The 21,372-nt window shown below is 62.1% G+C and carries 21 protein-coding genes and 3 pseudogenes; 13 read left to right on the plus strand and 11 right to left on the minus strand.

The window, feature by feature from the left end:
* Positions 1-90: 90 nt before the first annotated feature.
* The 9 genes from NA637_RS09405 to NA637_RS09445 all read left to right on the plus strand — a co-directional run bounded on the left by NA637_RS09405 (position 91) and on the right by NA637_RS09445 (position 11,773).
* A complete protein-coding gene (locus NA637_RS09405; protein WP_256072016.1) occupies positions 91-2,526 on the plus strand; it encodes a helicase-related protein in 2,436 nt (811 codons plus the stop codon).
* Between the two features lie 199 nt (positions 2,527-2,725).
* The gene (locus NA637_RS09410; RefSeq protein WP_256072017.1) at positions 2,726-3,757 is read left to right on the plus strand and encodes an ion channel; all 1,032 of its coding nucleotides are present in this window, start codon (positions 2,726-2,728) and stop codon (positions 3,755-3,757) included.
* A 223-nt stretch (positions 3,758-3,980) separates the two neighbouring features.
* Positions 3,981-4,406, plus strand: coding sequence for a DUF1810 domain-containing protein (locus tag NA637_RS09415; protein ID WP_256072018.1), 426 nt, complete (start codon positions 3,981-3,983; stop codon positions 4,404-4,406).
* Positions 4,407-4,502: 96 nt separating this feature from the next.
* Positions 4,503-6,158, plus strand: coding sequence for an FMN-binding glutamate synthase family protein (locus NA637_RS09420; RefSeq protein ID WP_256072019.1), 1,656 nt, complete (start codon positions 4,503-4,505; stop codon positions 6,156-6,158).
* Between the two features lie 259 nt (positions 6,159-6,417).
* Positions 6,418-7,929 (plus strand): glycerol kinase GlpK, encoded by a 1,512-nt coding sequence (glpK, locus tag NA637_RS09425; RefSeq protein ID WP_256072020.1) that lies wholly within the window; start codon positions 6,418-6,420, stop codon positions 7,927-7,929.
* Between the two features lie 143 nt (positions 7,930-8,072).
* Positions 8,073-8,831, plus strand: a complete 759-nt coding sequence (locus tag NA637_RS09430) for a DeoR/GlpR family transcriptional regulator (RefSeq protein ID WP_256072021.1) — start codon at positions 8,073-8,075, stop codon at positions 8,829-8,831.
* A 628-nt stretch (positions 8,832-9,459) separates the two neighbouring features.
* Positions 9,460-11,010 carry a glycerol-3-phosphate dehydrogenase gene (gene glpD, locus NA637_RS09435; RefSeq protein WP_256072022.1) on the plus strand — a complete coding sequence of 517 codons (1,551 nt, stop codon included), beginning with the start codon at positions 9,460-9,462 and terminating at the stop codon, positions 11,008-11,010.
* Between the two features lie 69 nt (positions 11,011-11,079).
* The gene (locus NA637_RS09440) at positions 11,080-11,427 is read left to right on the plus strand and encodes a hypothetical protein (RefSeq protein ID WP_256072024.1); all 348 of its coding nucleotides are present in this window, start codon (positions 11,080-11,082) and stop codon (positions 11,425-11,427) included.
* A gap of 64 nt (positions 11,428-11,491) precedes the next feature.
* On the plus strand, positions 11,492-11,773 hold the full coding sequence (locus NA637_RS09445) for a peptidylprolyl isomerase (protein WP_256072025.1): 282 nt from the start codon (positions 11,492-11,494) through the stop codon (positions 11,771-11,773).
* Positions 11,774-11,882: 109 nt separating this feature from the next.
* Here the strand turns inward: NA637_RS09445 and NA637_RS09450 are convergent.
* Positions 11,883-12,188, minus strand: a pseudogene (locus NA637_RS09450) (methyl-accepting chemotaxis protein); the annotation flags it as partial.
* Positions 12,189-12,391: 203 nt separating this feature from the next.
* On the opposite strand from NA637_RS09450, the gene NA637_RS09455 reads away from it, so the two are divergent.
* Positions 12,392-12,763, plus strand: a complete 372-nt coding sequence (locus tag NA637_RS09455) for an STAS/SEC14 domain-containing protein (RefSeq protein WP_256072028.1) — start codon at positions 12,392-12,394, stop codon at positions 12,761-12,763.
* 21 nt (positions 12,764-12,784) lie between these two features.
* On the opposite strand, the gene NA637_RS09460 is transcribed toward NA637_RS09455, so the two are convergent.
* Entirely contained in the window at positions 12,785-13,681 is an 897-nt protein-coding gene (locus NA637_RS09460; RefSeq protein ID WP_256072029.1) for a CAP domain-containing protein, read from the minus strand.
* Between the two features lie 147 nt (positions 13,682-13,828).
* Between NA637_RS09460 and NA637_RS25500 the strand changes: the two are divergent.
* The 3 genes and pseudogenes from NA637_RS25500 to NA637_RS09470 form a co-directional block, all read left to right on the plus strand.
* A pseudogene (locus NA637_RS25500) lies at positions 13,829-13,989 on the plus strand (sulfite exporter TauE/SafE family protein); the annotation flags it as partial.
* Positions 13,990-14,426: 437 nt separating this feature from the next.
* Positions 14,427-14,579 carry a hypothetical protein gene (locus NA637_RS09465; protein ID WP_256072030.1) on the plus strand — a complete coding sequence of 51 codons (153 nt, stop codon included), beginning with the start codon at positions 14,427-14,429 and terminating at the stop codon, positions 14,577-14,579.
* 158 nt (positions 14,580-14,737) lie between these two features.
* On the plus strand, positions 14,738-15,217 hold the full coding sequence (locus tag NA637_RS09470; RefSeq protein WP_256072032.1) for a DUF3597 domain-containing protein: 480 nt from the start codon (positions 14,738-14,740) through the stop codon (positions 15,215-15,217).
* 306 nt (positions 15,218-15,523) lie between these two features.
* On the opposite strand, the gene NA637_RS09475 is transcribed toward NA637_RS09470, so the two are convergent.
* The 9 genes and pseudogenes from NA637_RS09475 to tsaB form a co-directional block, all read right to left on the minus strand.
* A complete protein-coding gene (locus NA637_RS09475) occupies positions 15,524-16,336 on the minus strand; it encodes an inositol monophosphatase family protein (RefSeq protein WP_256072033.1) in 813 nt (270 codons plus the stop codon).
* A gap of 151 nt (positions 16,337-16,487) precedes the next feature.
* Positions 16,488-16,739, minus strand: coding sequence for a DUF2789 domain-containing protein (locus NA637_RS09480; protein ID WP_256072034.1), 252 nt, complete (start codon positions 16,737-16,739; stop codon positions 16,488-16,490).
* Between the two features lie 187 nt (positions 16,740-16,926).
* Positions 16,927-17,187, minus strand: a complete 261-nt coding sequence (locus NA637_RS09485) for a hypothetical protein (RefSeq protein WP_256072035.1) — start codon at positions 17,185-17,187, stop codon at positions 16,927-16,929.
* A 277-nt stretch (positions 17,188-17,464) separates the two neighbouring features.
* Complete coding sequence (locus tag NA637_RS09490) at positions 17,465-17,884, minus strand: HPF/RaiA family ribosome-associated protein (protein WP_256072036.1); 420 nt, start codon at positions 17,882-17,884, stop codon at positions 17,465-17,467.
* A gap of 115 nt (positions 17,885-17,999) precedes the next feature.
* Complete coding sequence (locus NA637_RS09495) at positions 18,000-18,821, minus strand: class I SAM-dependent methyltransferase (protein WP_256072037.1); 822 nt, start codon at positions 18,819-18,821, stop codon at positions 18,000-18,002.
* Between the two features lie 56 nt (positions 18,822-18,877).
* Complete coding sequence (locus NA637_RS09500; protein WP_256072038.1) at positions 18,878-19,570, minus strand: extensin family protein; 693 nt, start codon at positions 19,568-19,570, stop codon at positions 18,878-18,880.
* Between the two features lie 241 nt (positions 19,571-19,811).
* Positions 19,812-20,036, minus strand: a pseudogene (locus NA637_RS09505) (DUF72 domain-containing protein); the annotation flags it as partial.
* 161 nt (positions 20,037-20,197) lie between these two features.
* Positions 20,198-20,560: a hypothetical protein gene (locus tag NA637_RS09510; protein ID WP_256072039.1), complete on the minus strand. Its 363-nt coding sequence runs from the start codon at positions 20,558-20,560 to the stop codon at positions 20,198-20,200.
* 61 nt (positions 20,561-20,621) lie between these two features.
* Positions 20,622-21,299: a tRNA (adenosine(37)-N6)-threonylcarbamoyltransferase complex dimerization subunit type 1 TsaB gene (tsaB, locus tag NA637_RS09515; protein WP_256072040.1), complete on the minus strand. Its 678-nt coding sequence runs from the start codon at positions 21,297-21,299 to the stop codon at positions 20,622-20,624.
* Between the last annotated feature and the right edge of the window lie 73 nt (positions 21,300-21,372).

The raw sequence follows: 21,372 nt of genomic DNA on the forward strand, positions 1-21,372 counted from the left end.
GAGGCGACGCATGGCCGCCTGCCGCGCCGCTCGTATTGCGCGGCCCGATTGTCCAAACTTGCAGGACACCTGATCAGAGAGGCGTCGATCATGCGCAAGGCCGAAGCCAAACACCGCCACACCCACAAGCTCGAACGATTGCAGCGCTTTTCGAACTGGGCCGCCGAGCGCCATCCCGATTTCGTGGCGAAGAAAAATCACCAGGAGAAATGGTTCAGCACCTACCTCGGCCATCAGCCACCCGAAATCGGCCGCGCAGCGCGGTTGTTCTGGCTTGGGCTGGACGAGTCCACGGTCGAGGCGAATCTTGAGCACGCCGAACCGACTGGCCTGATCGGCCGGCTGCTGAACCGGGACGTGAATGATTTCAGTTGTACCGTCGACATCTTCGGTATTGAGAAATCGCTGGATTGCGGCCCGGTGCAGAACCTGCTGGAACCCGAACTTGCGCTGCGCATCGACGATAGCCAGTCGACCGAGGACTTCGAACGCAACGTCCGCGCTGCGGTGCAGGCCCTGGTCCGGGATCGCCTGCACGTGCTGCAGAAGCCGTTCACCAGCCTCAGCGAAGAACAGCAAGCCCAATGCCTGGAGCGTCTGCCCGTGCGGCTTTCACGCCTCGACGATTTTGCGGCGCGCGCCGTCGACATGGTCAACGAGGTCAAGCACGAGCTGCGCTATGTGGTCGAACTGCGCCAGGGCGACGTCGCCCTGGACATGCAAAGGCGCATTCCGGGCGGCCAGGGCCATGTGCTCAGCGAGCATGAAGTCGCACAGCTCAAAGACGACGACCGTCAGGCCATGAACGCCAAGTTCGAGATGATGATCGAGGAAGCGCAGGATTTCGATCTGCAGCTGCTCGGCGAGAAGCGCCTGACTGAAATCTTCATGATGGAGCCGAAAAAGCTGCGCCGGACCATCCGTTTCGCCCGCGAGGACAATCGCGAAAGGATGGCCTTCGCCGTGTTGCTGGAGAACAACCCGCGCTTCGTCCACTACCACAAGCTCTACGCCGCACGGCGCATCACTCGCACTTGGACCGCGCTGCTCGGCCCGACCAACAGCGGCAAGACCTACCAGGCGATCCAGGCCATGACCGGCGTGACCCACGCCATCTACCTGTCGCCGCTGCGCCTGATGGCCCTGGAAAACCAGGAACGCATCGAATCCATGGGCGTGCCCTGCTCGTTGGTCACCGGCGAAGAGGAAATCATCCGCGAAGGTGCCACCCATTATTGCTGCACCGTCGAGGAATTCGCCCGCTTCCGTCACGAGTCCTGGGACGTGGTGGTGATCGACGAAGTGCAGATGATGGCCGACTCGCAACGCGGCTGGGCCTGGGTCGATGCGCTGGTCAGTGCCTACACCCAGGACCTGATCATGACCGGCCCGGAGCTGATCCAGCCGTCGCTGAAAACCCTCTGCGACCTCTGCGAAGACCGACTGGTAGTCAAACGCACCAAACGACTTTCACCCGTGGACGTGGCGCGCCGCTCGACCAGCCTCAAGCAGCTCGATGCCGGCTCGATGCTGGTCGCCTTCAGCCGCAAGACGGTGCTGGAGCTCAAGGCGATGCTGGAGATGACCGGCAAGAGCGTCTCGGTGGTCTACGGTGCGCTGTCACCGGAAGTTCGCCGCGAGCAGGCACGCCGCTTTCGCGAAGGCGAAGCGGACCTCATGGTCGCCACGGATGCCGTGGGTATGGGCCTCAACCTGACGGCGCACACGCTGTGCTTCTACACCGACGAGAAGTACGACGGCATCCAGAACCGCCAGCTGAAGGTGCAGGAGGTCAAGCAGATCGGCGGCCGCGCCGGGCGCTTCGGCCACCACGACAGCGGCCTCATCACCGCGCTGGACGGGCAAACGCTGCAGTCGATCAAACGCCTGTTCCACAGCGCGGATCTGCCGGTGGACCTGACGCAATTCCAGGTCCGACCTTCCATCGAGCACCTGCAAGCCATCGCCGAACTGATGAACGAGCCGAGCCTGTTGCGGGCCTGGCTGACGTTCAACCGCAACATCAACTACGGCGACGAATTCATATCGATCCTGCCCGACGAGCTGGCGGAATGGATCAAGCTGATCGACGACCCGACCATCGACCTGCCGTTGCGCTGGATCTTCGCCTGCACGCCGATTCGCGGCGGCCTGGACAGCCCGGCCGCCGTTTTCGCCCAGCAGTGGTTGAAAAAGGTCGCGCAGGACAAGGAGATCCCATTGCCGCGGCTGATCATCGATGCCGACCTGGCGACGCTGGAAAGCTCGCTGCACGTCATCGAAACCTACCTGCATCTGGCGCGCACGCTGCCGGCACACTTCCCGGCGCTGGAGCAGGCCGAAGAGCACCGCAGCCTGCTCAACGGTGCGATCACCCGCGAGCTGTCACGCCAGCGCAAGCCACGCAGCTCGGACCGCCGACGCATGTCAGGCGAAACGCGCAGCTGCAAGGGCTGCGGCAAGGCCATGCCGATGGCCGCACGCAAGTTTCGGCTGTGCCAGAGCTGTTTTCGTGAGCAGCGCTAGGACAGTTCGGGCGTTTGGCGGAATCGCCGCTCAGACGCCCACCACCACGCCATTCAGCTCTCAGGGCCAGCCCATGGCGGGCAGCGAGGCTGGCACGCTGCGGCTTCGGCCCTTAGGATGCGGCAGGTCTATAGCGTGACCGGGACCATTCAGAGCCTCGTCACGATGGCCATTACCGAAAGCCATGGAGTCAGGGCCGATGTCGATCATTATTCAGTTGCGCAGGCAACTGGCGGCGGTTACCAGCCGATTGGGCTGGGCCGCCCTTTTATTCGCGCTCGCGGTGCACGCCGGCGTGTCCTATCTCGGCCTGCGCCTGTTCGCCGAGGCGCCGCTCACCGAGCTGAAGACCTTCGTCTATTTCTATCTGACCACCGCACTGACGGTCGGCTACGGTGACTTCTCACCGCAGACCGCTGGCGGTCGCATCTTTGTTTCCACCTGGCTGATGATCGGCGGCATCGCGCTGCTGACCGCCGTCATCGGCAAAACCACCAATTCCATAATCGCAGTCTGGAGGAAAGGCATGAAAGGCAAAGGGACGTTCGCCCCCTGCACGGGCCATACCGTTGTGATCGGTTGGGAAGGCGAAATCAGCGAGCGTGTCGTCGAGCTGCTGCATGAAGACGAAACCTCCAATGACCACCTGATCGTCATCTGCGACACGGTGCTCGAAGAAAACCCGATGCCAGGCAAGACCGAGTTCATCCATGGCGAGAGCCTGTCGTCCCTGGCGCTACTGCAGCGCGCCGGGGTGAAGGGGGCCGAACGCATACTGGTGCGCACCGGCTCGGACGACCTCACGCTGGCGGTCGTGCTGACCATCAACCAGCTCAATCCGGTCGGCCACGTGGTTGCCCATTTCAGCAGCAGCGAGACCGCCCGACTGGCGCGCAGCTATGCGCCCAAACTGGAATGCACCTCCAGCATGGCCATCGAGATGCTGGTGCGCTCATCGCAGGACCCGGGCTCCTCGGTGATCATCAATGAGCTGCTGAGCGTCGGCCAGGGCGCGACCCAATACCGCCTGCTACTGCCCGAGAGTTACGAAAGCACGGTTGGCGCGCTGTACAAGCAATTGAAAGACCGGCACAACGCGACGCTGATCGGCTACCGCGCCAAAGATCAGCCCCAGCCGACCATCAATCCGTCCAACGACACTCCGGTACGAGGCGGCGAATTGTTCTATATCGCCAATACACGCCTCGCCGGCCTGGGTGACGCACGCTGAGCATGACGCTGCGCCGAGCGGACATGCGCCTGTAGGGCCGAACGTGTTCGGCCTTGCCAAAACGCATCGACACTACGAATGCCTATGAGCCCAATGAAGCCACGCGGGGCGTTGACTCACCTGGCCTGCCATCGGCGACACCCGGCTGTCGCTCCCTCCATCCCGGGAATCAACCCCGCCATCCCGGCTCTGATTGGGACAGTCTAAGCAATCGGGAGGCACCATGAGCGACCCACACGATCTGCAGCGATTCGTCGACGCCCAGCAATCGATCTACGATCGCGCGCTGGCGGAACTCAACGCCGGCCACAAGCAAAGCCACTGGATGTGGTTCATCTTTCCGCAGTTGGCAGGCCTCGGCCACAGCGACATGGCGCGTCGCTACGCCATCAAGGATGCGGACGAGGCGGCGGCCTATCTGGAACACCCTCTGCTCGGGCCTCGCCTGGAGCAATGCGCGCAAGCACTGCTCGCCCATGCCGAGCGTCCGGCACGGCAGATTCTGGGATCGCCCGACGACATGAAGCTGCGCTCGAGCATGACGCTGTTCGCTGCCGTTGCGCCTGAACGGTCGACCTTTCAGGCGGTGCTGGATGCGTTCTTCGCGGCCGATCCCGACCCGGCGACGCTATCGCGCCTGGTTCGTTAAGCGGCTCGGGTACAGATGTCCGATAGGCGGACCGAGGCCGGTACGATAGGCTTCTCGCTTTATGGCAGGCCCGCCGCCCCTCACACAGGTGCACAGATGAATCTCTCGCTGTTCAGCCGTTACGCTTTTTTCGTCCTGTGCGCTGCCTCTGCCGTGCTTTGCCTTCCGTTCCTGAGCCACCCCTGGGTGTGGCTGTTGTTCGTCGTCACCGCGCTGCTGACAGTTATCGGCATTCGTGATCTTCGCCAGTGCGAACATGCGGTGCGGCGCAATTATCCGATCCTTGGCAACATCCGTTACCTGGTCGAAGGCATCCGCCCGGAGATTCGTCAGTACCTGCTTGAAAGCGATCAGGAGCGCGTACCGTTTTCCCGCGCACAACGCTCGCTCGTCTATGCACGGGCGAAAAACCAGGTGGATGACAAACCCTTCGGCACCCTTATCGACGTATACGAACCGGGATACGAATGCATCGGCCATTCGATCCACACCGCAGCGGTCAGCGATCCCGAAACCTTCCGCGTGTCGATCGGCGGGCCGCAGTGTGAGCAGCCCTACTCCGCGTCGGTGTTCAACATTTCAGCGATGAGCTTCGGCTCGCTCAGTGGCAATGCGATCCAGGCGTTGAACCGAGGCGCCAAGCTCGGTGGCTTCTACCACGACACAGGCGAAGGCAGCATCAGCAGCTACCATCGCCAGCACGGCGGGGATCTGGTCTGGGAACTGGGCAGCGGTTATTTCGGTTGCCGAACCGAAAGCGGTGCATTCGATCCGGATCGCTTCGCCGTTCAGGCACGGGATCCGCAGGTCAAGATGATCGAGATCAAGCTGAGCCAAGGCGCCAAACCAGGGCACGGCGGCATCCTGCCGGGGCGCAAGGTCAACGCGGAAATCGCGTCCACCCGCGGCGTACCGGAGGGCATGGACTGCATTTCCCCCGCCAGCCATAGCGCCTTCAGCACACCCTTGGAACTGATGAATTTCATCGCCCGCCTGCGCGAACTGTCCGGCGGCAAGCCGGTCGGTTTCAAGCTGTGCATCGGCCATCCGTGGGAGTTCGTCGGCATCGTCAAGGCGATGCTGCAGAGCGGTATCTATCCGGATTTCATCGTGGTCGATGGCAAGGAAGGCGGGACCGGCGCGGCGCCCGTCGAGTTTACCGACCACATCGGCATGCCACTGCGCGAAAGCCTGCTGTTCGTGCATAACGTGCTGGTCGGCTGCAATCTGCGCGAGCACATCCGCATCGGTGCCAGCGGCAAGATCGTCAGCGCCTTCGACATCGCCAGCGTCCTGGCCATGGGCGCGGACTGGGTGAACTCGGCTCGTGGGTTCATGTTCGCGATCGGTTGCATTCAGTCGCAGCACTGCCACACCAATCGCTGCCCCACCGGCGTTGCCACCCAGGACCCGCTACGCCAACGCGCACTGGTGGTGCCGGACAAGGCCGATCGAGTGTTCAGCTTCCACCGCAACACCGTCCACGCGCTGGCCGAACTGCTTGCAGCTGCCGGCTTGTCACATCCTGCCGAACTGGGCCCGCACCACCTGATCCGGCGCGTCAGCTCAACGGAAATCAAGCTGTTCTCGCAGCTCTACTATTTCGTCCAGCCCGGTGCGCTGTTGGGGCCAAAGATCGACAGCGAGTTCTTCGCCAGGATCTGGAGCATGGCCCAGGCAGGCAGCTTCGAAGCCATGCCGCAGAAAACTGAGCGTGGGGCCGCGCAGGTCGAGGAACTACTGATCAGTTAATCCCTTCAACCAGCGGATCGCAGCCAGCCTCCCAGGTCGTTGCGATCCGACTGCGTCAATGGCCGGGCTTTTGCCGGCCTGCAGGCCCCGGCGGCTGCCGCGTTAAAACCTGGCTGACAGCCTCGGCTACAAGGCACTGATCTGCAAGCATCTGCCGGGCGTTGGTGGTGCTTGCGCTGTTCCGGAACCGGAACCGGAGGCTGACCGCTACTCCAAACACGATGTCACTGCCCAAGAAGCTCGTTAAGGAATCGACACCATGAGCACTCAGCACAACAAGCCATTCATCGTCGCCCTCGACCAGGGCACCACCAGCTCGCGGGCCATCGTGCTCGACCGCAACGCCAACGTGGTCAGCATCGCTCAGCGCGAGTTCGCACAGATCTACCCACAACCGAGCTGGGTCGAGCATGACCCCATGGAAATCTGGGCCACCCAGAGCGGCGTGTTCGTCGAGGCGCTGGCACAGGCCGGCATCACCAATGAGCAGGTTGCTGCCATCGGCATTACCAACCAGCGCGAAACCACCATTGTCTGGGACAAGAACACCGGCCGGCCGATCTACAACGCCATCGTCTGGCAGAGCCGCCAGAGCACGCCGATCTGCGATCAGCTCAAACGCGACGGCATGCAAGACCATATCCGCAAGACCACCGGCCTGGTCATCGACCCCTACTTCTCCGGCACCAAGATCAAGTGGATCCTCGATCATGTCGAGGGCAGCCGTGAGCGCGCCCGCCGCGGCGAGCTGCTGTTCGGCACCGTTGATTGCTGGCTGATCTGGAAAATGACCCAGGGCAAGGCCCATGTCACCGATTACACCAACGCTTCGCGCACCATGCTTTACGACATCCACAAACTGGACTGGGATCCGCTGATGCTGGAAGCGCTGGACATTCCGCGCGAGATGCTGCCGGACGTGCGCTCCTCCTCGGAAGTCTACGGCCACGCCTATCTCGGCTCCGGCCAGAGCACCGGCATTCCCATCGCCGGTATTGCGGGTGATCAGCAGGCCGCGCTGTTCGGCCAGATGTGCGTCGAGCCCGGCCAGGCGAAGAACACCTACGGAACCGGTTGCTTCCTGCTGATGAACACCGGCACCAAGGCAGTGCAATCCGAACATGGCCTGCTCACCACCATCGCCTGTGGGCCGCGCGGCGAAGTGAACTACGCGCTGGAAGGCGCCATTTTCAACGGCGGCTCCACCGTGCAGTGGCTGCGTGACGAGCTGAAGGTGATCAACGATTCGCTGGATTCCGAGTACTTCGCCACCAAGGTGCAAGACAGCAACGGCGTCTATCTGGTGCCGGCATTCACCGGGCTCGGTGCGCCGTACTGGGATCCGCGCGCCCGTGGCGCATTGTTCGGTCTGACGCGGGGTGTAAAGGTCGACCACATCATCCGCGCCGCGCTGGAATCCATCGCCTACCAGACCCGCGACGTGCTCGACGCCATGCAGCAGGACGCCGGCGAGCGCCTGCGTTCACTGCGCGTGGATGGCGGTGCGGTGGCGAACAACTTCCTCATGCAGTTCCAGGCCGACCTGCTCGGCACCCAAGTCGAACGCCCGGAAATGAAGGAAACCACCGCTCTCGGTGCTGCCTACCTGGCAGGCTTGGCGACCGGCTTCTGGAGCAGCCTGGACGAATTGCGCAGCAAGGCCACCATCGAGCGCGTGTTCGAACCGGCCTGCGACGATGAGAAGCGCGAAGCACTCTATAAAGGCTGGAAGAAGGCGGTTGGCCGCACACGCGACTGGGAAGAGGAATAAGCCTCGACGTCCAAACGCACCACACCTCGCGCCCGGCCCGGGTCTTAACCGCGCCGGGCGCGCTTATTCGCAAACGAACAATTCTTTAATCAAACCCCAGACTGCGGCATCCTTCACGGCATATCGATAACAAGGAAGCCTCCATGAGTCTGGCCCCACGACAGCAAAGCATTCTCGAACTGGTCCGCGAACGCGGCTACGTCAGCATCGAAGAGCTGGCGCAGCAGTTTGCAGTCACGCCCCAGACCATCCGCCGTGATATCAACCAGCTCGGCGAAGCCGGCCTGCTTCGCCGCTACCATGGCGGCGCCGCCCACGATTCCAGCGTACAGAACACCGCCTATACCCAACGCGCCCGGCAGATGCGCGACGAGAAGCGCCGCATCGCCGACGCCATGGCTGCACACATTCCCGATCAGGCGTCGCTGTTCATCAACATCGGCACCACCACCGAAGCCATCGCCCACGCCTTGCTCAACCACCGCGACCTGAAAGTCATCACCAACAACCTGCACGTGGCGAGCATCCTCAGCCCCAAGGAAGACTTCGACGTGCTGATCGCAGGCGGCAACGTGCGCAGCGATGGCGGCGTGGTCGGTCAGGCCACGGCGGATTTCATCGGTCAGTTCAAGGTGGACTTCGCATTGATCGGCATCAGCGGGATCGATGAAGACGGCACCCTGCTGGATTTCGACTATCAGGAAGTACGCGTCTCGCAGGCCATCATCAACAACGCCCGCCAGGTCTTCCTCGCCGCCGACTCGAGCAAATTCGGCCGCAACGCCATGACCCGCCTCGGCTCGCTTGAGCAGATCGACATGTTGTTTACCGAGGCCCAGCCACCTGAAGCCTTCCTGGAACTGCTGACCCGCCACGAGGTAAAGCTGGAAGTGACTGGCTGAAGCGTTCGTGTCGGTGTTCGTCAGCCCGAGGCAAGACCAACACCGACTCGCCCTCAGCTGCACCATGCACCTGATGGCGCACCTCGCGCCGACTCCTGATTTGACGGTGGCTAATACCTGACATTGCAGTGGCGGCACCGGTGGGCTGAAGCCCACCCTACTCGGCCGCAGCCTGCCCTCTAACTGCCGATACGTTCGTGTCGGTGTTCGTCAGCCCGAGGCAAGACCAACACCGACTCGCCCTCAGCTGCACCATGCGCCTGATGGCGCACCTCGCGCCGACTCCTGATTTGACGGTGGCTAATACCTGACCTTGCAGTGGCGGCACCGGTGGGCTGAAGCCCACCCTCCTCGGCCGCAGCCTGCCCTCTAACTGCCGATACGTTCGTGTCGGTGATCGTCAGCCCGCCGCAGCAGTAGGGTGGGCTTCAGCCCACCAATAGCATTGCCATAACCTCTCACGCCCACACTGACGGCGCGCATTCGCTGACCGGCATTATCTCAATGCCCAGCTAAGCACCAATTAGCAGTTCGTATCGGTTCGATTATGTTCTTTTAATATAAAAAACGAACCTAAAGCCTGGAGAGAGGGATTATCCTGCGCTAGGATGTTCATATTCGAACATCAATGTTCGTTCTTGAGGACAACCCCGTGACTGAGACCGTCTCCGAGCTGTACGACATTGCTGTGATTGGCGGTGGTATCAATGGTGTAGGTATCGCTGCGGATGCGGCCGGGCGTGGCCTGTCAGTGTTCCTTTGCGAGCGCGACGACCTGGCCAGCCACACGTCGTCGGCCAGCAGCAAACTGATCCATGGCGGCCTTCGCTATCTGGAGCACTACGAATTGCGCCTCGTGCGCGAGGCCCTGGCCGAGCGAGAAGTGCTCCTGGCGAAAGCGCCGCATATCGTCAAACCCATGCGTTTCGTCTTGCCACACCGTCCACACCTGCGCCCCGCCTGGATGATCCGTGCCGGCCTGTTCCTCTACGACAACCTCGGCAAGCGTGAAAAGCTGCCCGCTTCACGCGGCCTGCGCTTCGGCGATGACAGTCCTTTGAAGCCAGCGATCAAGCGCGGTTTCGAATATTCCGATTGCTGGGTCGACGATGCGCGACTGGTCGTGCTTAACGCCATGGCCGCGCGGGAAAAAGGCGCGCACATCCACACCCGTACCCAATGCCTGAGCGCCAAGCGCGCCGGCGGCATCTGGCATGTCGAACTGCGGCGTCAGGATGGCGGCCGTTTCTCCCTGCGCGCCAAGGCGCTGGTCAACGCGGCCGGGCCCTGGGTGGCGCAGTTCATCGGTGAGAACCTGCGACAGCGCTCGCCTTACCGCATCCGCCTGATTCAGGGCAGCCACATCATCGTGCCGAAACTGTACGAAGGTGAGCAGGCCTACATCATGCAGAACGAGGATCGGCGCATCGTCTTCGCCATCCCCTATCTCGACCGCTACACCATGATCGGGACCACCGACCGCGAATACCGCGGCGACCCGGCCACGGTCAGCATCAGTGAAGAAGAGATCGCCTATGTACTGGGCGTCGCCAATAGCCATTTCCGCAAGCAGCTGAAAGCCGATGACATCGTTCATACGTTTGCCGGTGTTCGGCCGTTGTGTGACGACGAGTCGGATAACCCATCGGCGGTGACGCGCGATTACACCTTGTCTCTGGCTGCCGAACAGAAGCAGGCGCCCTTGCTCTCGGTGTTCGGTGGCAAGCTGACCACCTACCGCAAACTCGCCGAATCGGCGATGGCTCAGCTCAAGCCATTTTTCCCGAAAATGGGCCCAAGCTGGACAGCCAAGGATACGTTGCCTGGTGGGGAAGGCATGACCACCGCCGAGGCGCTTGCTGATGAGCTGATGGCCGAGGTAATAGGCATCGATCAACCGCTGGCCAAACGCTGGGCGACCCTCTATGGCAATCGCGTTTGGCGCATGCTCGGCGATGCCCGCTCGATCGATGCACTGGGTGAAGACCTTGGCCAGCACCTGTATGCCCTGGAAGTCGACTACCTTCGTCTTGAAGAATGGGCGACGCAGCTCGACGATATCCTCTGGCGCCGGACCAAGCTCGGCCTGGCGTTCGATGACGCTGACAAATCGCGCCTGGTACGGTATCTGGCCGAGCGCTCCACAGCCGAAGCCACACGCAGCAGCAACGCTGCCTGAGTGTGTTGGCGGCAGGCTTCTGCCTCCCCTTTTTTTCATCGCTGACCTGTACCACTGTCAGCCTCGGCCATGTCCGCAGCGGAGAAGAGTTTCACCGAGTCGGGTTTTCGTCGCTTCTGCGCCGGCGAGACGGATATCAACGGCCCCATGGACAATGGCAACGGACCGGTTTACCCGACGCTCGCCACGGTCAGCGAAGGCCGCTATCAGCCACTGACGCACCCGCTGTTTTTATACCTGAACGAAGAGAGCCTGCAGCGCAAGCCGATCACCCACGCATTCGTCGAACACTATCTGCAGGGGTTGCCCAGCTGGATTCACTTCACCGGCTACAGGCCGCTCAGCGCCGAGCAATACCAACGCTGCCTGGCGACCCTGCAGAACTCACCGGAACAGCCCTCGCCCGAACCGAACTGAGCCGATGCTTGAATCGCTGAGCAAATCCGGTAGGCTCGCACTTTTCCCACTGGAGTAGATCCCCATGGCACGAGCCACCGCCCGCCACATCCTGGTTCCCACCGAAGAAAAGTGCAACGAGCTGAAGACTGCCATCGAAGGCGGTGCCGATTTCGCTCAGGTTGCCAAGGACAATTCCAGCTGCCCGTCCAGCCGTCAGGGCGGCGACCTGGGCTCGTTCGGCCCCGGGCAGATGGTCAAGGAATTCGACACCGTGGTCTTCAGCGCCCCGCTCAATGAAGTCCAGGGTCCAGTTAAAACCCAGTTCGGTTATCACCTGCTGGAAGTGACCAGCCGCCAGGACTGATCCTGCAGCCCCCGCGCATCTTGCGCGGGGGCAACCAGGCCGCTCAGCCATCTATAGCGCCGAGCGATCCTCTTCCAAGCAGCACCTCCCCGCTTCAACCTGAATTTGATCACGCCTCCAGACGGAAACGCCCGGTCAGTGCTTTGAGTCCGTTCATGCTCTGCATGATGGTGTTGCCCGACGCCGCGGTGTCGTGGGTGGCGCTGGCCGCCTCATCGGCTACCTGAGCGATACGGGTCAGCGACTGGTTCATGCCCTCGGCAACCTGTGACTGCTCCTCGGCCGCCGTCGCAATCTGGTTGGTCATGCCGCGAATGGTCTGCACCGCGCCGACAATCTGTCCCAAGGCATGTTGCGCCGCTTCGATCTGCGTAAGCGTTGTCGTGCTGCTCTGCCGTGAAGCGTCCATGGCTTTAGACAAACTTTTTGCAAAAGCCTGCCACACAAGGGTTTGAGCCGATTATAAGCGCTCATGATCGGCCAGTCGGTGCCTTGATCCAGATCACTATAGAGGCTGGTAAATGCGGTTTTTTGCTCAGCCGAACGCCGCATAACGACTATGGTCAGGTAATGGCAGGACTACTTGTCTGGCACCCATTTTTTCATTGAGGACTCGTCATGTTTCATGTAACCCGCATTGGTGACAATCGCATCGACGTGGATTTTTCCGGCAAACTCGACAGCAGCGAGATGCGCTTCGCACTCGACGAACTGATGCGAAAATCTGAAGGCATCAGCCACGGCCAGATGCTCTATCGCATCGGCGATTTCGATATTCCGACGCTCGGCGCGATGGGCGTCGAACTGGCGCGAATTCCTCAACTGTTCCGCTTTATCCGCCGCTTCGATCGCTGCGCGGTGGTGTCCGACAAGGACTGGCTGCGCAGGGCCAGCGAGATCGAGGGGGCGCTCTTCCCCGGCCTGGCCATCAAGGCCTTCGACGAGAACCAGCACACCGAAGCGAATAACTGGCTGGAGAGCCAGACCTGAACCCGCTCCCTCACCAGCAGCCTAGCGAGGCGTGCCGAACACCTGGGTCCAATAGCTGCCGGCGGCGCTGGACTTGTCGATCGCATAGGCCGCGCCCATCTCGGTGAAATCCGGGTTCATGATGTTGCTGCAGTGCCCAGGGCTGGCCAGCCAACCGGCCATGACCTGCTCCTCCGAGCCTTGCCCAGCCGCAATGTTTTCGCCAATCCGCTGCCAGCTGTACCCGGCACGGTCGGCTCGGTCACTGACCAGGCTGCCATCCGGCGCCCGATGGCTGAAGAAATCCTGTTTGGCCATATCCCGGCTGTGCGCCAGCGCAGCATCGGCCAGCTCGCCGTTCCAGCTCAGTGCGGGCGCAGCCTTGAACGAACGGCTGCCGCAGGTTCGCGGCTTGGACCGCGCTTCGTTGACCCGTTGCAGAATGTTCTTGCCCACCTGCTGCCAGTCGCCTAGATCAGGCGACAGCAGCGGCTGGGCCAGTAGCACCTGCCAGGTGTTGCCCTTGCGCGACACGCCGATCTCAGCGAACTCGTGGCTACGTAGCGGCGCACAATAACGCTGCTTCAGCGCTTGCATGGCCGTTGTCGCGTCCGCCGGGCCTGCAACGGACATGGCCTGCAGCTTGGCCGGTCGATAACCCGCGGCTTGCAGCGCTTTCTGCAACTGAGCGCCGCTGGCGGCCGGCTGCACATTCAGTGCCTCGTTCGGCGCCAGAGGCCCGACAGCCTGACCCTTGCCGTCCCCGCAGCTTTCTTCCGCCTCACGAAATTCGTTTATCAAGCCAATCAATGGGTGAGGTTCCTGAGCTTGCGCCTGGCACGCCAGGCTTGTCGCCAGTACCAGCAGAACGGCAACCGCCGCGCGGGACGGCTCCATGCATGCGGAGGCATGAAATGGAATCGCGTTCAATAGGCTCATGGAGCACCTGTCAGTCTGCGTTAAAGATGCTGACCACGATCCACTGCAAGCGATCCTCTCTCGCGCGCATTGCCGCGGCCAGCCACAGGCGAAGATGCGATGATGCACAACGAAGCCAACCCCTGCCCCGCATGCCCGATCACACTCATGACGCTTTCTGACTGCCTGCTGTTCGCCCTGCCGGCGGCCTGTCCAAAGGCGGCTTCGGTGGTGCCCTGGGCGGGATCGCCGTACCCTTGCCGGCCCTGGCAACCTCGCCGAAACAGGCCGCCGCGGTAATGCTGCTGGCTGGGCTGCAGCTGATCTGGAAAAGCCCCTGAAGCCTGCAGCGGCCGCGGCCGGCCGACCGGTTTTCTGAACGTTTCGCACGCGCGCCCAGTCGGATTCAGTGAACCCAATGCAAAGGAGTCATTCTCATGCTGAAGTTTCTGGGCAGCACAATCGGCATCATCTTTCTAATCGGCCTGTTAGTGGTGATCGGCTTGTTCGCGCTGATTTTCTAACGCCAACTGAAGACGATCGCATTGCAACCACAGTCCCTCGGTACCCACAACCGCCGGTTGCAAGTTTCATCAACAGGCCGCCGCCAACCCGGCGGCCTGTTTGTTTACGGTCACTGCAAATCGAACGCGGATGAACACCCTATCTCCTCGCCTTGTGACTGCTTTTCCCCGCCCTGCCACGAACGCTTGGCCTGCGGGCCCTGCTACTGTTCTGGGGGCTGGCTACTGCTATACGCGCGCTGATGAGGAAGATTGTGGGCCGCCTGGCCAACGACCTGACCGTCGAAAATCTGGTCCGGCAGGTATGCGATTACGCGGTATGGGTGCTCGGCATCATCGTCGCCGCGAGTGCCTTTGGCCTGGAACCGAGCACCCCGCCACCGGGCTTGGCCTGACTGGTCCGGCGCTGGGTTTTCCCCTCAAGATACGACGCAGCGGGCCGCGACCTCTGGTCGGTAAGGCCCGGAGCGGCGCGCTTCCCGACCTGCGGCAGCGAATCCTCGACGTGTCATGGCGGTCCAAAAATCACCACGTAATGACCAGAGGAATTGAAATGGGCCTGTTCGACACGATCAAAGAAAAACTCGGCATGGGCGGCGTGAGCAACGAGGCGCACAAGCCGGTCGATCCGAACAACACGCCGAACCGGCATGCGCCGGATACCGTGGTTGATTCGCAGCGGCCTACCGCTGCACACAACGCCACCACGACACCACCCGGAACTGCGCCCAGTCCCGAAGGGGTGGCCCACTCGACGGGCCAATCAACCAGTGCCGTGGATGTTCCAGCAAAGCTCGACGCAATGGCTGCCAACCATCCTGAGCCGTTGAACTGGCGCACCTCGATCGTCGATCTGCTCAAGCTGTTGGGGCTGGACAGCAGCTTGGAATCGCGCAAGGAACTCGCCACCGAATTGGGCTGCCCATCAGACAAGATGGGCGATTCGGCCCAGATGAACAGCTGGCTGCATCGCACCGTGATGCACAAGCTCGCCGAACATGGCGGCACCGTTCCACCTGAACTACGTACCTGATAAAGGTCCGGTCCGCGCCGGGTGCTGGTCACTCGGCGGGCACCGATCGCCAGCAAGCCGGGCTCCTACAAGACGCCCGCAAACGCCGGTCAGCGCGCTTGCTCGCGAACAGCCCCAGGCACCTCGTAGCACCGATAGCGCAAACCCGGATCGCCAGCAAGCTGGCTCCTACAAGAACGCCGCGCACGCCCGCAGGAGCGAGCTTGCTCGCGATGAACCTTCAGGCACCTCGTAGCACCGATAGCCCGCGCGCCCCCGGTTTCGCCAACAACCAAGCTGCCAATGCGAGATCAGTCAACGGCACGCTCAATCGTCCAGCGATGGTCCGATCATCTCCGCCAACTGTGGATACACGCCCGGACAGGCGACAAGATAGGGATTGCCAAGCAGCAGGCCGTCGTTACGGAAGAAGTCGTTGACCCGACCGCCCGCCTCCTTCACCAGCACCAGCCCTGCCATGCAGTCCCAGCTTTTCAGCTCGGTCTCGTAGTAACCGAGCAGCCGCCCCGCTGCCACGTAGGCGGTCATCAGCGCGCCGGAGCCATTGCGGAAAAACATGCCGCCTTCGGCCAGCAGCTTTTCCATGAACGGAATGAAGTGCTCTTTCCCGCGAGGATGAAAGGTGCCAGTTGCGGTCATGCCTTGGCCGACGTGGGTCGCCGCGCTGACTTGCAATGGAGTGTCGTTGACGAAGGCGCCCTTGCCCAGGCAACCATGAAACAGTTCATTGTGGTTGGGGTCGGCAATCGCACCGAGGTGCGGCTCACCGTCAATCAGCAGGCCGACCGACACACACCAGTTATGCAGGCCGTTGACGAAGCAGGCGGTGCCATCGATCGGGTCGATGACCCAGACGCAGCGGGCGTCAAGATCGGCCGAACCGCTTTCTTCCCCCAGGAAACCATCCTCGGGAAAGAGCTGGGTCAGCCGCTCGCGGATAAAGGCTTCGATCTGCTTGTCGGCAATGCTGACCACATCCTGCAGGTCGTCGCCTTTGTGTTCGATGGTCAGTGCCTCGCGCTTGCGGTAGAAATCCATGCCCAACTGGGCGGCCTCGAGGGCAAGGGCTTTGGCGCTGGCATAGCGCGCATCGATATCGCGGAATCGCTGGGAAGTCATGTCCGTCCTGTGAAGCGGCTGCGCGGTAGTCGCGCGGAAAGGCAGATTCTAGTCAATCGATCGCGATGGGCATACAGAGCGCCTTGGCTCACTGGCGCGCCAAGGCGCTGTCCACCTGACCTGACCGGCCAGGCGGAGCCGCCGTTCTGACTCAGGGTAATTCTTCGCCCTGCTCGTGCAGGCGCACATTGAGCTCATCGACCACCGGTGCCCATTCGGCATCGGCCATCAACTGCTCCTTGAGAAAAGAGCCCTGAGCTTCGCTCCAGAAAGGCGCCTCGGAGACTTTCATATGGTTGGGAATCGGGCGGTGGCTGGCGATGAACGCGTCGATGCTGGCCGGGTCCGACGGCAGGCCGAGCTGTTCGAAAAGTGTGCCGAGGTCTTGGTTAGGTAATTCCATGAGCGGGCTCCATCAGGCCATGCAGAACATTCGACCGCCTCGCTGGCGATCCCTCCTAGATAGAGACGATGGAGCACCGCACAGTTCAACCCGAAGCAGGCAAGCAGCCAATGCCAGCGCTTTGTGCGTCTTGTGAGAGAGTCAAAAAACCCGCCGCAGCCAATGGGCTGCGACAGGTTGGAAAGGTTCAGGCAGCCCTTTCGAACAGCTGCCGTCCCTGATCGAGGCACTGATCGACCAGCCACTTGCCATGGGCGATGGATGCCCGCTGTGCCTGTTCGAGTTCTGCCATGAAGGCGTGCCCAACCGGAAGCGCCATGCGCCGGGTGGTCTGCCCCTGGGGATTGCTGATACGGCACCCACCGGCCCAAGGGGTCGGTGTGCCGGGATGTTCCATTACCTCCGCGGTAATGACGTGATCACGGTATTTACATTGCATCATGGTCATGGTGTCACCTCTCGCCTGCTGGTGGCACGGGTTAGCCGCTGGAGCTCGCCCACGTGCCTGATGGCCCCCCCTTTTCCTCGTCCAATTGCCGCACATTCCCGAGCGCGCCACGGCCCGGCATCCAACTGCAACTGTGCATTGGGTATAGCACAGGCACGAACGCTCAGAGGCCCGGTCATCGGATCGACGGTATCGTCTGAGAACGGTTGATGGCGAGGGGGAGCGAGGGGCAGGCTTCGCGGGGCGATGCCTGCCGGTTGCGAGAGGACGCCAGGTATCAGGAGCTGCGCAGCTGCTCGTCGGCAAGGAAGTCTTCTTCCAGCAGGGCGTCGCGGCCTTCCACTTCCAGGGTCTCGCCTTCCAGGGGAGTCGGCGCCGAGGCGCGCTTGTTGCGCAGCTTGCCGAACTGGTGACTCAGCGCATTGTTAAGCTTGTCGATGGCGCCATCGACCGCCAGCTCAAGCGAGGCCGCCTTGTGCGTAACGGAAACGGGCTGCTGGCCCTTCGGCCGTGCCTCGATCTGACAGCGCTTGTCCTGAGCGCCAGCCTTCACGCCGTTCTCGTCGTTCAGGTGGACCACGACACGGGTGACTTCATCGTCGAATCGATCCAGCTTGTCGGCAACACTGCCACTGACCCACTCGACGAGACGGGCGCTGCCTTCGATGTGGTTATCGCTATGAACTTGGATCTGCATATGCTCTTCCTTCTACGCGATCGGGTAACCACCGTTCAGCCACAAACGGCCTGATCTAGGAATGCCACTGTTGCGCAGAATAAGCAAGACCAAGAAAGTCGCGTTTCGCTTGTGATCACCGGTCTGATGCGGCCGGATCGTTACGAGACGTAAATCGGCTGCCGGATGCCAGTTTCTTCTTCGGGTAGATATCGTAACGACTGGACTTGCCCTCCAGACTGTAGCCCGGATTGCGCCCGTCGATGGCCGGCGCCTTGCGTGGCCGCTTCACCACCACCCGGTGACTGGCCAGCGCCAGTGCCTGTTCGAGCAAGACGCCCGCATCCAGATCATCACCAACAAAAGGCCGGAACAGGCGCATTTCCTTTTTCACCAGTGCGCTTTTTTCCCGGTGCGGAAACATCGGATCAAGATAGACGACCTGCGGCGGTTCGCCCTGCCAGTGATCCATCAATTCGATGGCGTTGCCCTGCTGCAAACGCATGTGTTCGACGATGGGACGCACCTCGGCATCATCGCGACCACGCCTCAGGCCGTCATCCAACAGTGCGGCAATCAGCGGCTGCCGCTCGAATAGCACCATTTCGCAGCCCAGTGTCGCCAGCACGAACGCATCGCGCCCCAGGCCAGCCGTCGCATCCAAGACGCTGGGACGGATGCCGGACTGGATGCCAACTGCCTTGGCGATCATCTGCCCACTGCCCCCGCCGAACTGCCGACGATGCGCAGCACCGCCTTCGACGAAATCCACCCGCACCGGCCCTGGCGCGTTCGGCCCGAGCAACTGCAGTTGCAGACCGTCCTCCCCAAGCTGGAGCGCGAACTCCGCGTCGTCCGCTTGCATCGGCAAGCCCAGTCGCATCGCCCAGGCGTCAGCCTGTTCGGCGAATCGAGGAGCGAGGGCTTCGACGCGAACCAACGGAGATGAGGCGGCCATGGAGAAACTCTGGTCGGAAAAACGCCGCATTTTGCCAGAGGTGACGCCGGGCTGCCTCAGCGGCACATGCCGAAACCGCCCATGTCCACATGAAAATGATCGTGATGGGCCGCGTTGTACTCAGGGCTCAGGGTGATCTTGAACGCATCACAGGCGGCTGCCTTGACCTCGCGGAGAAAGCGCGCCTTATCGTCGTCGCCGTTCCAGTCGCGCGCAACGGTGATGCGCGTGCCATCTTCCAGGCGGAACCCGGCCAGATCCAGCGCATTGGCCGCGGCGTGCTGACTGCGCCTGTTGCTTCGCGCAATGTTGCGGCAGGCAAAACTGCCGAAGTGATCGATTCGAGCGACCGGCTGACCGAGTATCCGCTGTGCGGCCGGCTGCAGACCATGCCGTTCGAACATCGCATAAGCCGCGGCCAGAGGACAGGTGGCCAGAAACGCGCCGTTGAAGCGTACTGCCGAACCGCTGACGCGAACGGCGTTCTCAATCGGGCAGCCAGGCTGCGGCGTGCTGTCGGGCACGGCCACATAGTCCAAGTCGGACGTCTTCAAAGCCTGTTCACACAGCGCACGATCATGCTGCAAGCGCTGCAGTTTGAACGGGGTCAGCAGGTTCGGCGCCTCGCGGATGTCCAGCGGTGCCCAGGGGTTCCACTTCGCCGGGACATCGACGTGCCCACGCCACACCGCGTAGGCGAACCCAGCCAGTGCGAGGAGCAGCAGCACAAAGAAACGGCCAAATGTCATAGCCGTTTCGGCAACGTCGGGACGCGAAGGTTGCAGCGCTGGCGCTTGCGACCCGTGCTGTCAGCCTTCCCCAGCCACGCCGAGCAGGGAGAGCTGCGCCTGGTCGGTTTGCATGGGCGGCGCGGCCAGCGGAGGCAAGCCGGGTAGCCGCCCGCTGAGCTGCTCATGGAAGCGCATGGCCAGCTCGGGCGCCAGGCGGTTGTCTGGGGTATGCAGGTAGACGTGGACGCTTCCCTGCGCCAGGCAGCTTGGCGCAGAAGCGGAAACCCTCTGGCATCAGCGCTGCCCACCGCTCGATCTTCTGCACCGAAGGCCAGGCACAAAGCGATGTATTGCCCTCGACCGTGTTGAACACGAAGCAATAGCGCGCAAGGTATTCACTGGCGGGCAAGCCCGGCGGGTAGAGCGAGCCACGCCAGGCGGCATCGTTCCAGGAGGGGCAGCCGAGAAAGCAGGGAAGATTCAGGCGCGGTTCACTAGCAGGCCGTTGAAAAACGTGGGCGAGGCAGCCAGTGCAAGGCAAAAACAGGCGAAAAAGCGGAGTTTACGAGTTGTAAATGAGCATTTTGAGCCTGTTTTTAACGCAGCAATGGCAACGCAGGTAATTTTTCAACAGCCTGCTAGGCCTCAGGCATAGAGATCCAGGCCGAGCACCTCGTGAGCGTCGAGGTCAGCCGTGAAGCTGGCGGTGGTGCCATAGCTCTGCAGCGCCTGGGTGGCGCGGCTGGTAAGCGGTCGCTCCATCATGGCCTCGAAGCGCGCAGGCATAAAATCACGAGAGATAACCGAAGCGTAGTCAGTCGACTCGCTTTTACTGCGTCGTGCGAGGTGTTCGTAGGTGGCATCGGCTTGGCTAGCCGGTGTGACGATGGGCTCGCGTGCCGGCTCCGCAGCCCTTTCGCTTTTGCGATGATAAGGGACCGGCGCACTGCCAGGGTGGGCAGGACGTTCGATGGGATAGGCAGAGGGGGCGAGACCGTTAAGGCGCATTATTCACCTATTCAAGTTCGCCGACTGTAGCGAGCCGACCCGCAATTGGCAATGCCGCTTGTCACCGAGCGGCCTTGGGAGTGGCAACATTGTCACGCAGGTAGATCGGCTGGGCCTGATCGGCCTCCACCGCTTCCCCACGCTGCCAGGCAAAGCCGGCCAGCGTAAGCAGATCCAAAGCATGCGGCAGCAGGGTAGCGTCGCTCGCCGAGGGACGAACGGCGAGACGCGTGCCGTAACCCCAGCCTGTACCCGCACCAAACCATTGCCCTTCGCTTCCGCGGGGAAGGCCGACCTGTTCCGGTGGCAACACCGCTTCGCTGCCGGCCAGCTGCATTTCACCCTGCTGCACCCGATAGCAACCCCAGTAGACCTCGTCCATGCGGGCGTCGATCGCCACCGCCACCTGCTCCGCACCCTGTTCGCGGTAAGCGCGCTGGGCGATGGTTGCCAGGGTCGAGACTGGCAGCACCGGCCGCTCCAGGGCGAACGCCAGGCCCTGCACCACACCAACGGCGATACGCACCCCGGTAAAAGCGCCGGGGCCACGACCGAATGCCAGGCCATCGACTGCCGATAGCGCGATGCCCGCCTCGCTCAGGAGCGCCTGGATCATGGGTAGCAGACGCTGGGCATGCAGCCGCGGAATCACCTCGTAATGGCTCAGCACCTGACCGTCATGCAGCAGCGCGACGGAGCAGGCTTCGGTGGCGGTATCCAGGGCAAGCAGCGTGGTCATCGGCAGTTCCGGTCAGTCGAAAAAAAGGGCGGCGATTGTAGCGCAACTGCCGCTGGAGGCTGGAGGCTGGAGG

The sequence above is a fragment of the Stutzerimonas stutzeri genome, assembly GCF_024448935.1.
GTDB classification, from domain to species: domain Bacteria; phylum Pseudomonadota; class Gammaproteobacteria; order Pseudomonadales; family Pseudomonadaceae; genus Stutzerimonas; species Stutzerimonas stutzeri_AO.

Bases quoted from the DNA above. Each gene is read 5' to 3' on its own strand.
- NA637_RS09405 (WP_256072016.1), top strand. From the start codon at position 91: ATGCGCAAGGCCGAAGCCAAACACCGCCACACCCACAAGCTCGAACGA.
- NA637_RS09410 (WP_256072017.1), top strand. From the start codon at position 2,726: ATGTCGATCATTATTCAGTTGCGCAGGCAACTGGCGGCGGTTACCAGC.
- NA637_RS09415 (WP_256072018.1), top strand. From the start codon at position 3,981: ATGAGCGACCCACACGATCTGCAGCGATTCGTCGACGCCCAGCAATCG.
- NA637_RS09420 (WP_256072019.1), top strand. From the start codon at position 4,503: ATGAATCTCTCGCTGTTCAGCCGTTACGCTTTTTTCGTCCTGTGCGCT.
- glpK (WP_256072020.1), top strand. From the start codon at position 6,418: ATGAGCACTCAGCACAACAAGCCATTCATCGTCGCCCTCGACCAGGGC.
- NA637_RS09430 (WP_256072021.1), top strand. From the start codon at position 8,073: ATGAGTCTGGCCCCACGACAGCAAAGCATTCTCGAACTGGTCCGCGAA.
- glpD (WP_256072022.1), top strand. From the start codon at position 9,460: ATGTTCGTTCTTGAGGACAACCCCGTGACTGAGACCGTCTCCGAGCTG.
- NA637_RS09440 (WP_256072024.1), top strand. From the start codon at position 11,080: ATGTCCGCAGCGGAGAAGAGTTTCACCGAGTCGGGTTTTCGTCGCTTC.
- NA637_RS09445 (WP_256072025.1), top strand. From the start codon at position 11,492: ATGGCACGAGCCACCGCCCGCCACATCCTGGTTCCCACCGAAGAAAAG.
- NA637_RS09455 (WP_256072028.1), top strand. From the start codon at position 12,392: ATGTTTCATGTAACCCGCATTGGTGACAATCGCATCGACGTGGATTTT.
- NA637_RS09460 (WP_256072029.1), bottom strand. From the start codon at position 13,681: ATGAGCCTATTGAACGCGATTCCATTTCATGCCTCCGCATGCATGGAG.
- NA637_RS09465 (WP_256072030.1), top strand. From the start codon at position 14,427: ATGAGGAAGATTGTGGGCCGCCTGGCCAACGACCTGACCGTCGAAAAT.
- NA637_RS09470 (WP_256072032.1), top strand. From the start codon at position 14,738: ATGGGCCTGTTCGACACGATCAAAGAAAAACTCGGCATGGGCGGCGTG.
- NA637_RS09475 (WP_256072033.1), bottom strand. From the start codon at position 16,336: ATGACTTCCCAGCGATTCCGCGATATCGATGCGCGCTATGCCAGCGCC.
- NA637_RS09480 (WP_256072034.1), bottom strand. From the start codon at position 16,739: ATGGAATTACCTAACCAAGACCTCGGCACACTTTTCGAACAGCTCGGC.
- NA637_RS09485 (WP_256072035.1), bottom strand. From the start codon at position 17,187: ATGACCATGATGCAATGTAAATACCGTGATCACGTCATTACCGCGGAG.
- NA637_RS09490 (WP_256072036.1), bottom strand. From the start codon at position 17,884: ATGCAGATCCAAGTTCATAGCGATAACCACATCGAAGGCAGCGCCCGT.
- NA637_RS09495 (WP_256072037.1), bottom strand. From the start codon at position 18,821: ATGGCCGCCTCATCTCCGTTGGTTCGCGTCGAAGCCCTCGCTCCTCGA.
- NA637_RS09500 (WP_256072038.1), bottom strand. From the start codon at position 19,570: ATGACATTTGGCCGTTTCTTTGTGCTGCTGCTCCTCGCACTGGCTGGG.
- NA637_RS09510 (WP_256072039.1), bottom strand. From the start codon at position 20,560: ATGCGCCTTAACGGTCTCGCCCCCTCTGCCTATCCCATCGAACGTCCT.
- tsaB (WP_256072040.1), bottom strand. From the start codon at position 21,299: ATGACCACGCTGCTTGCCCTGGATACCGCCACCGAAGCCTGCTCCGTC.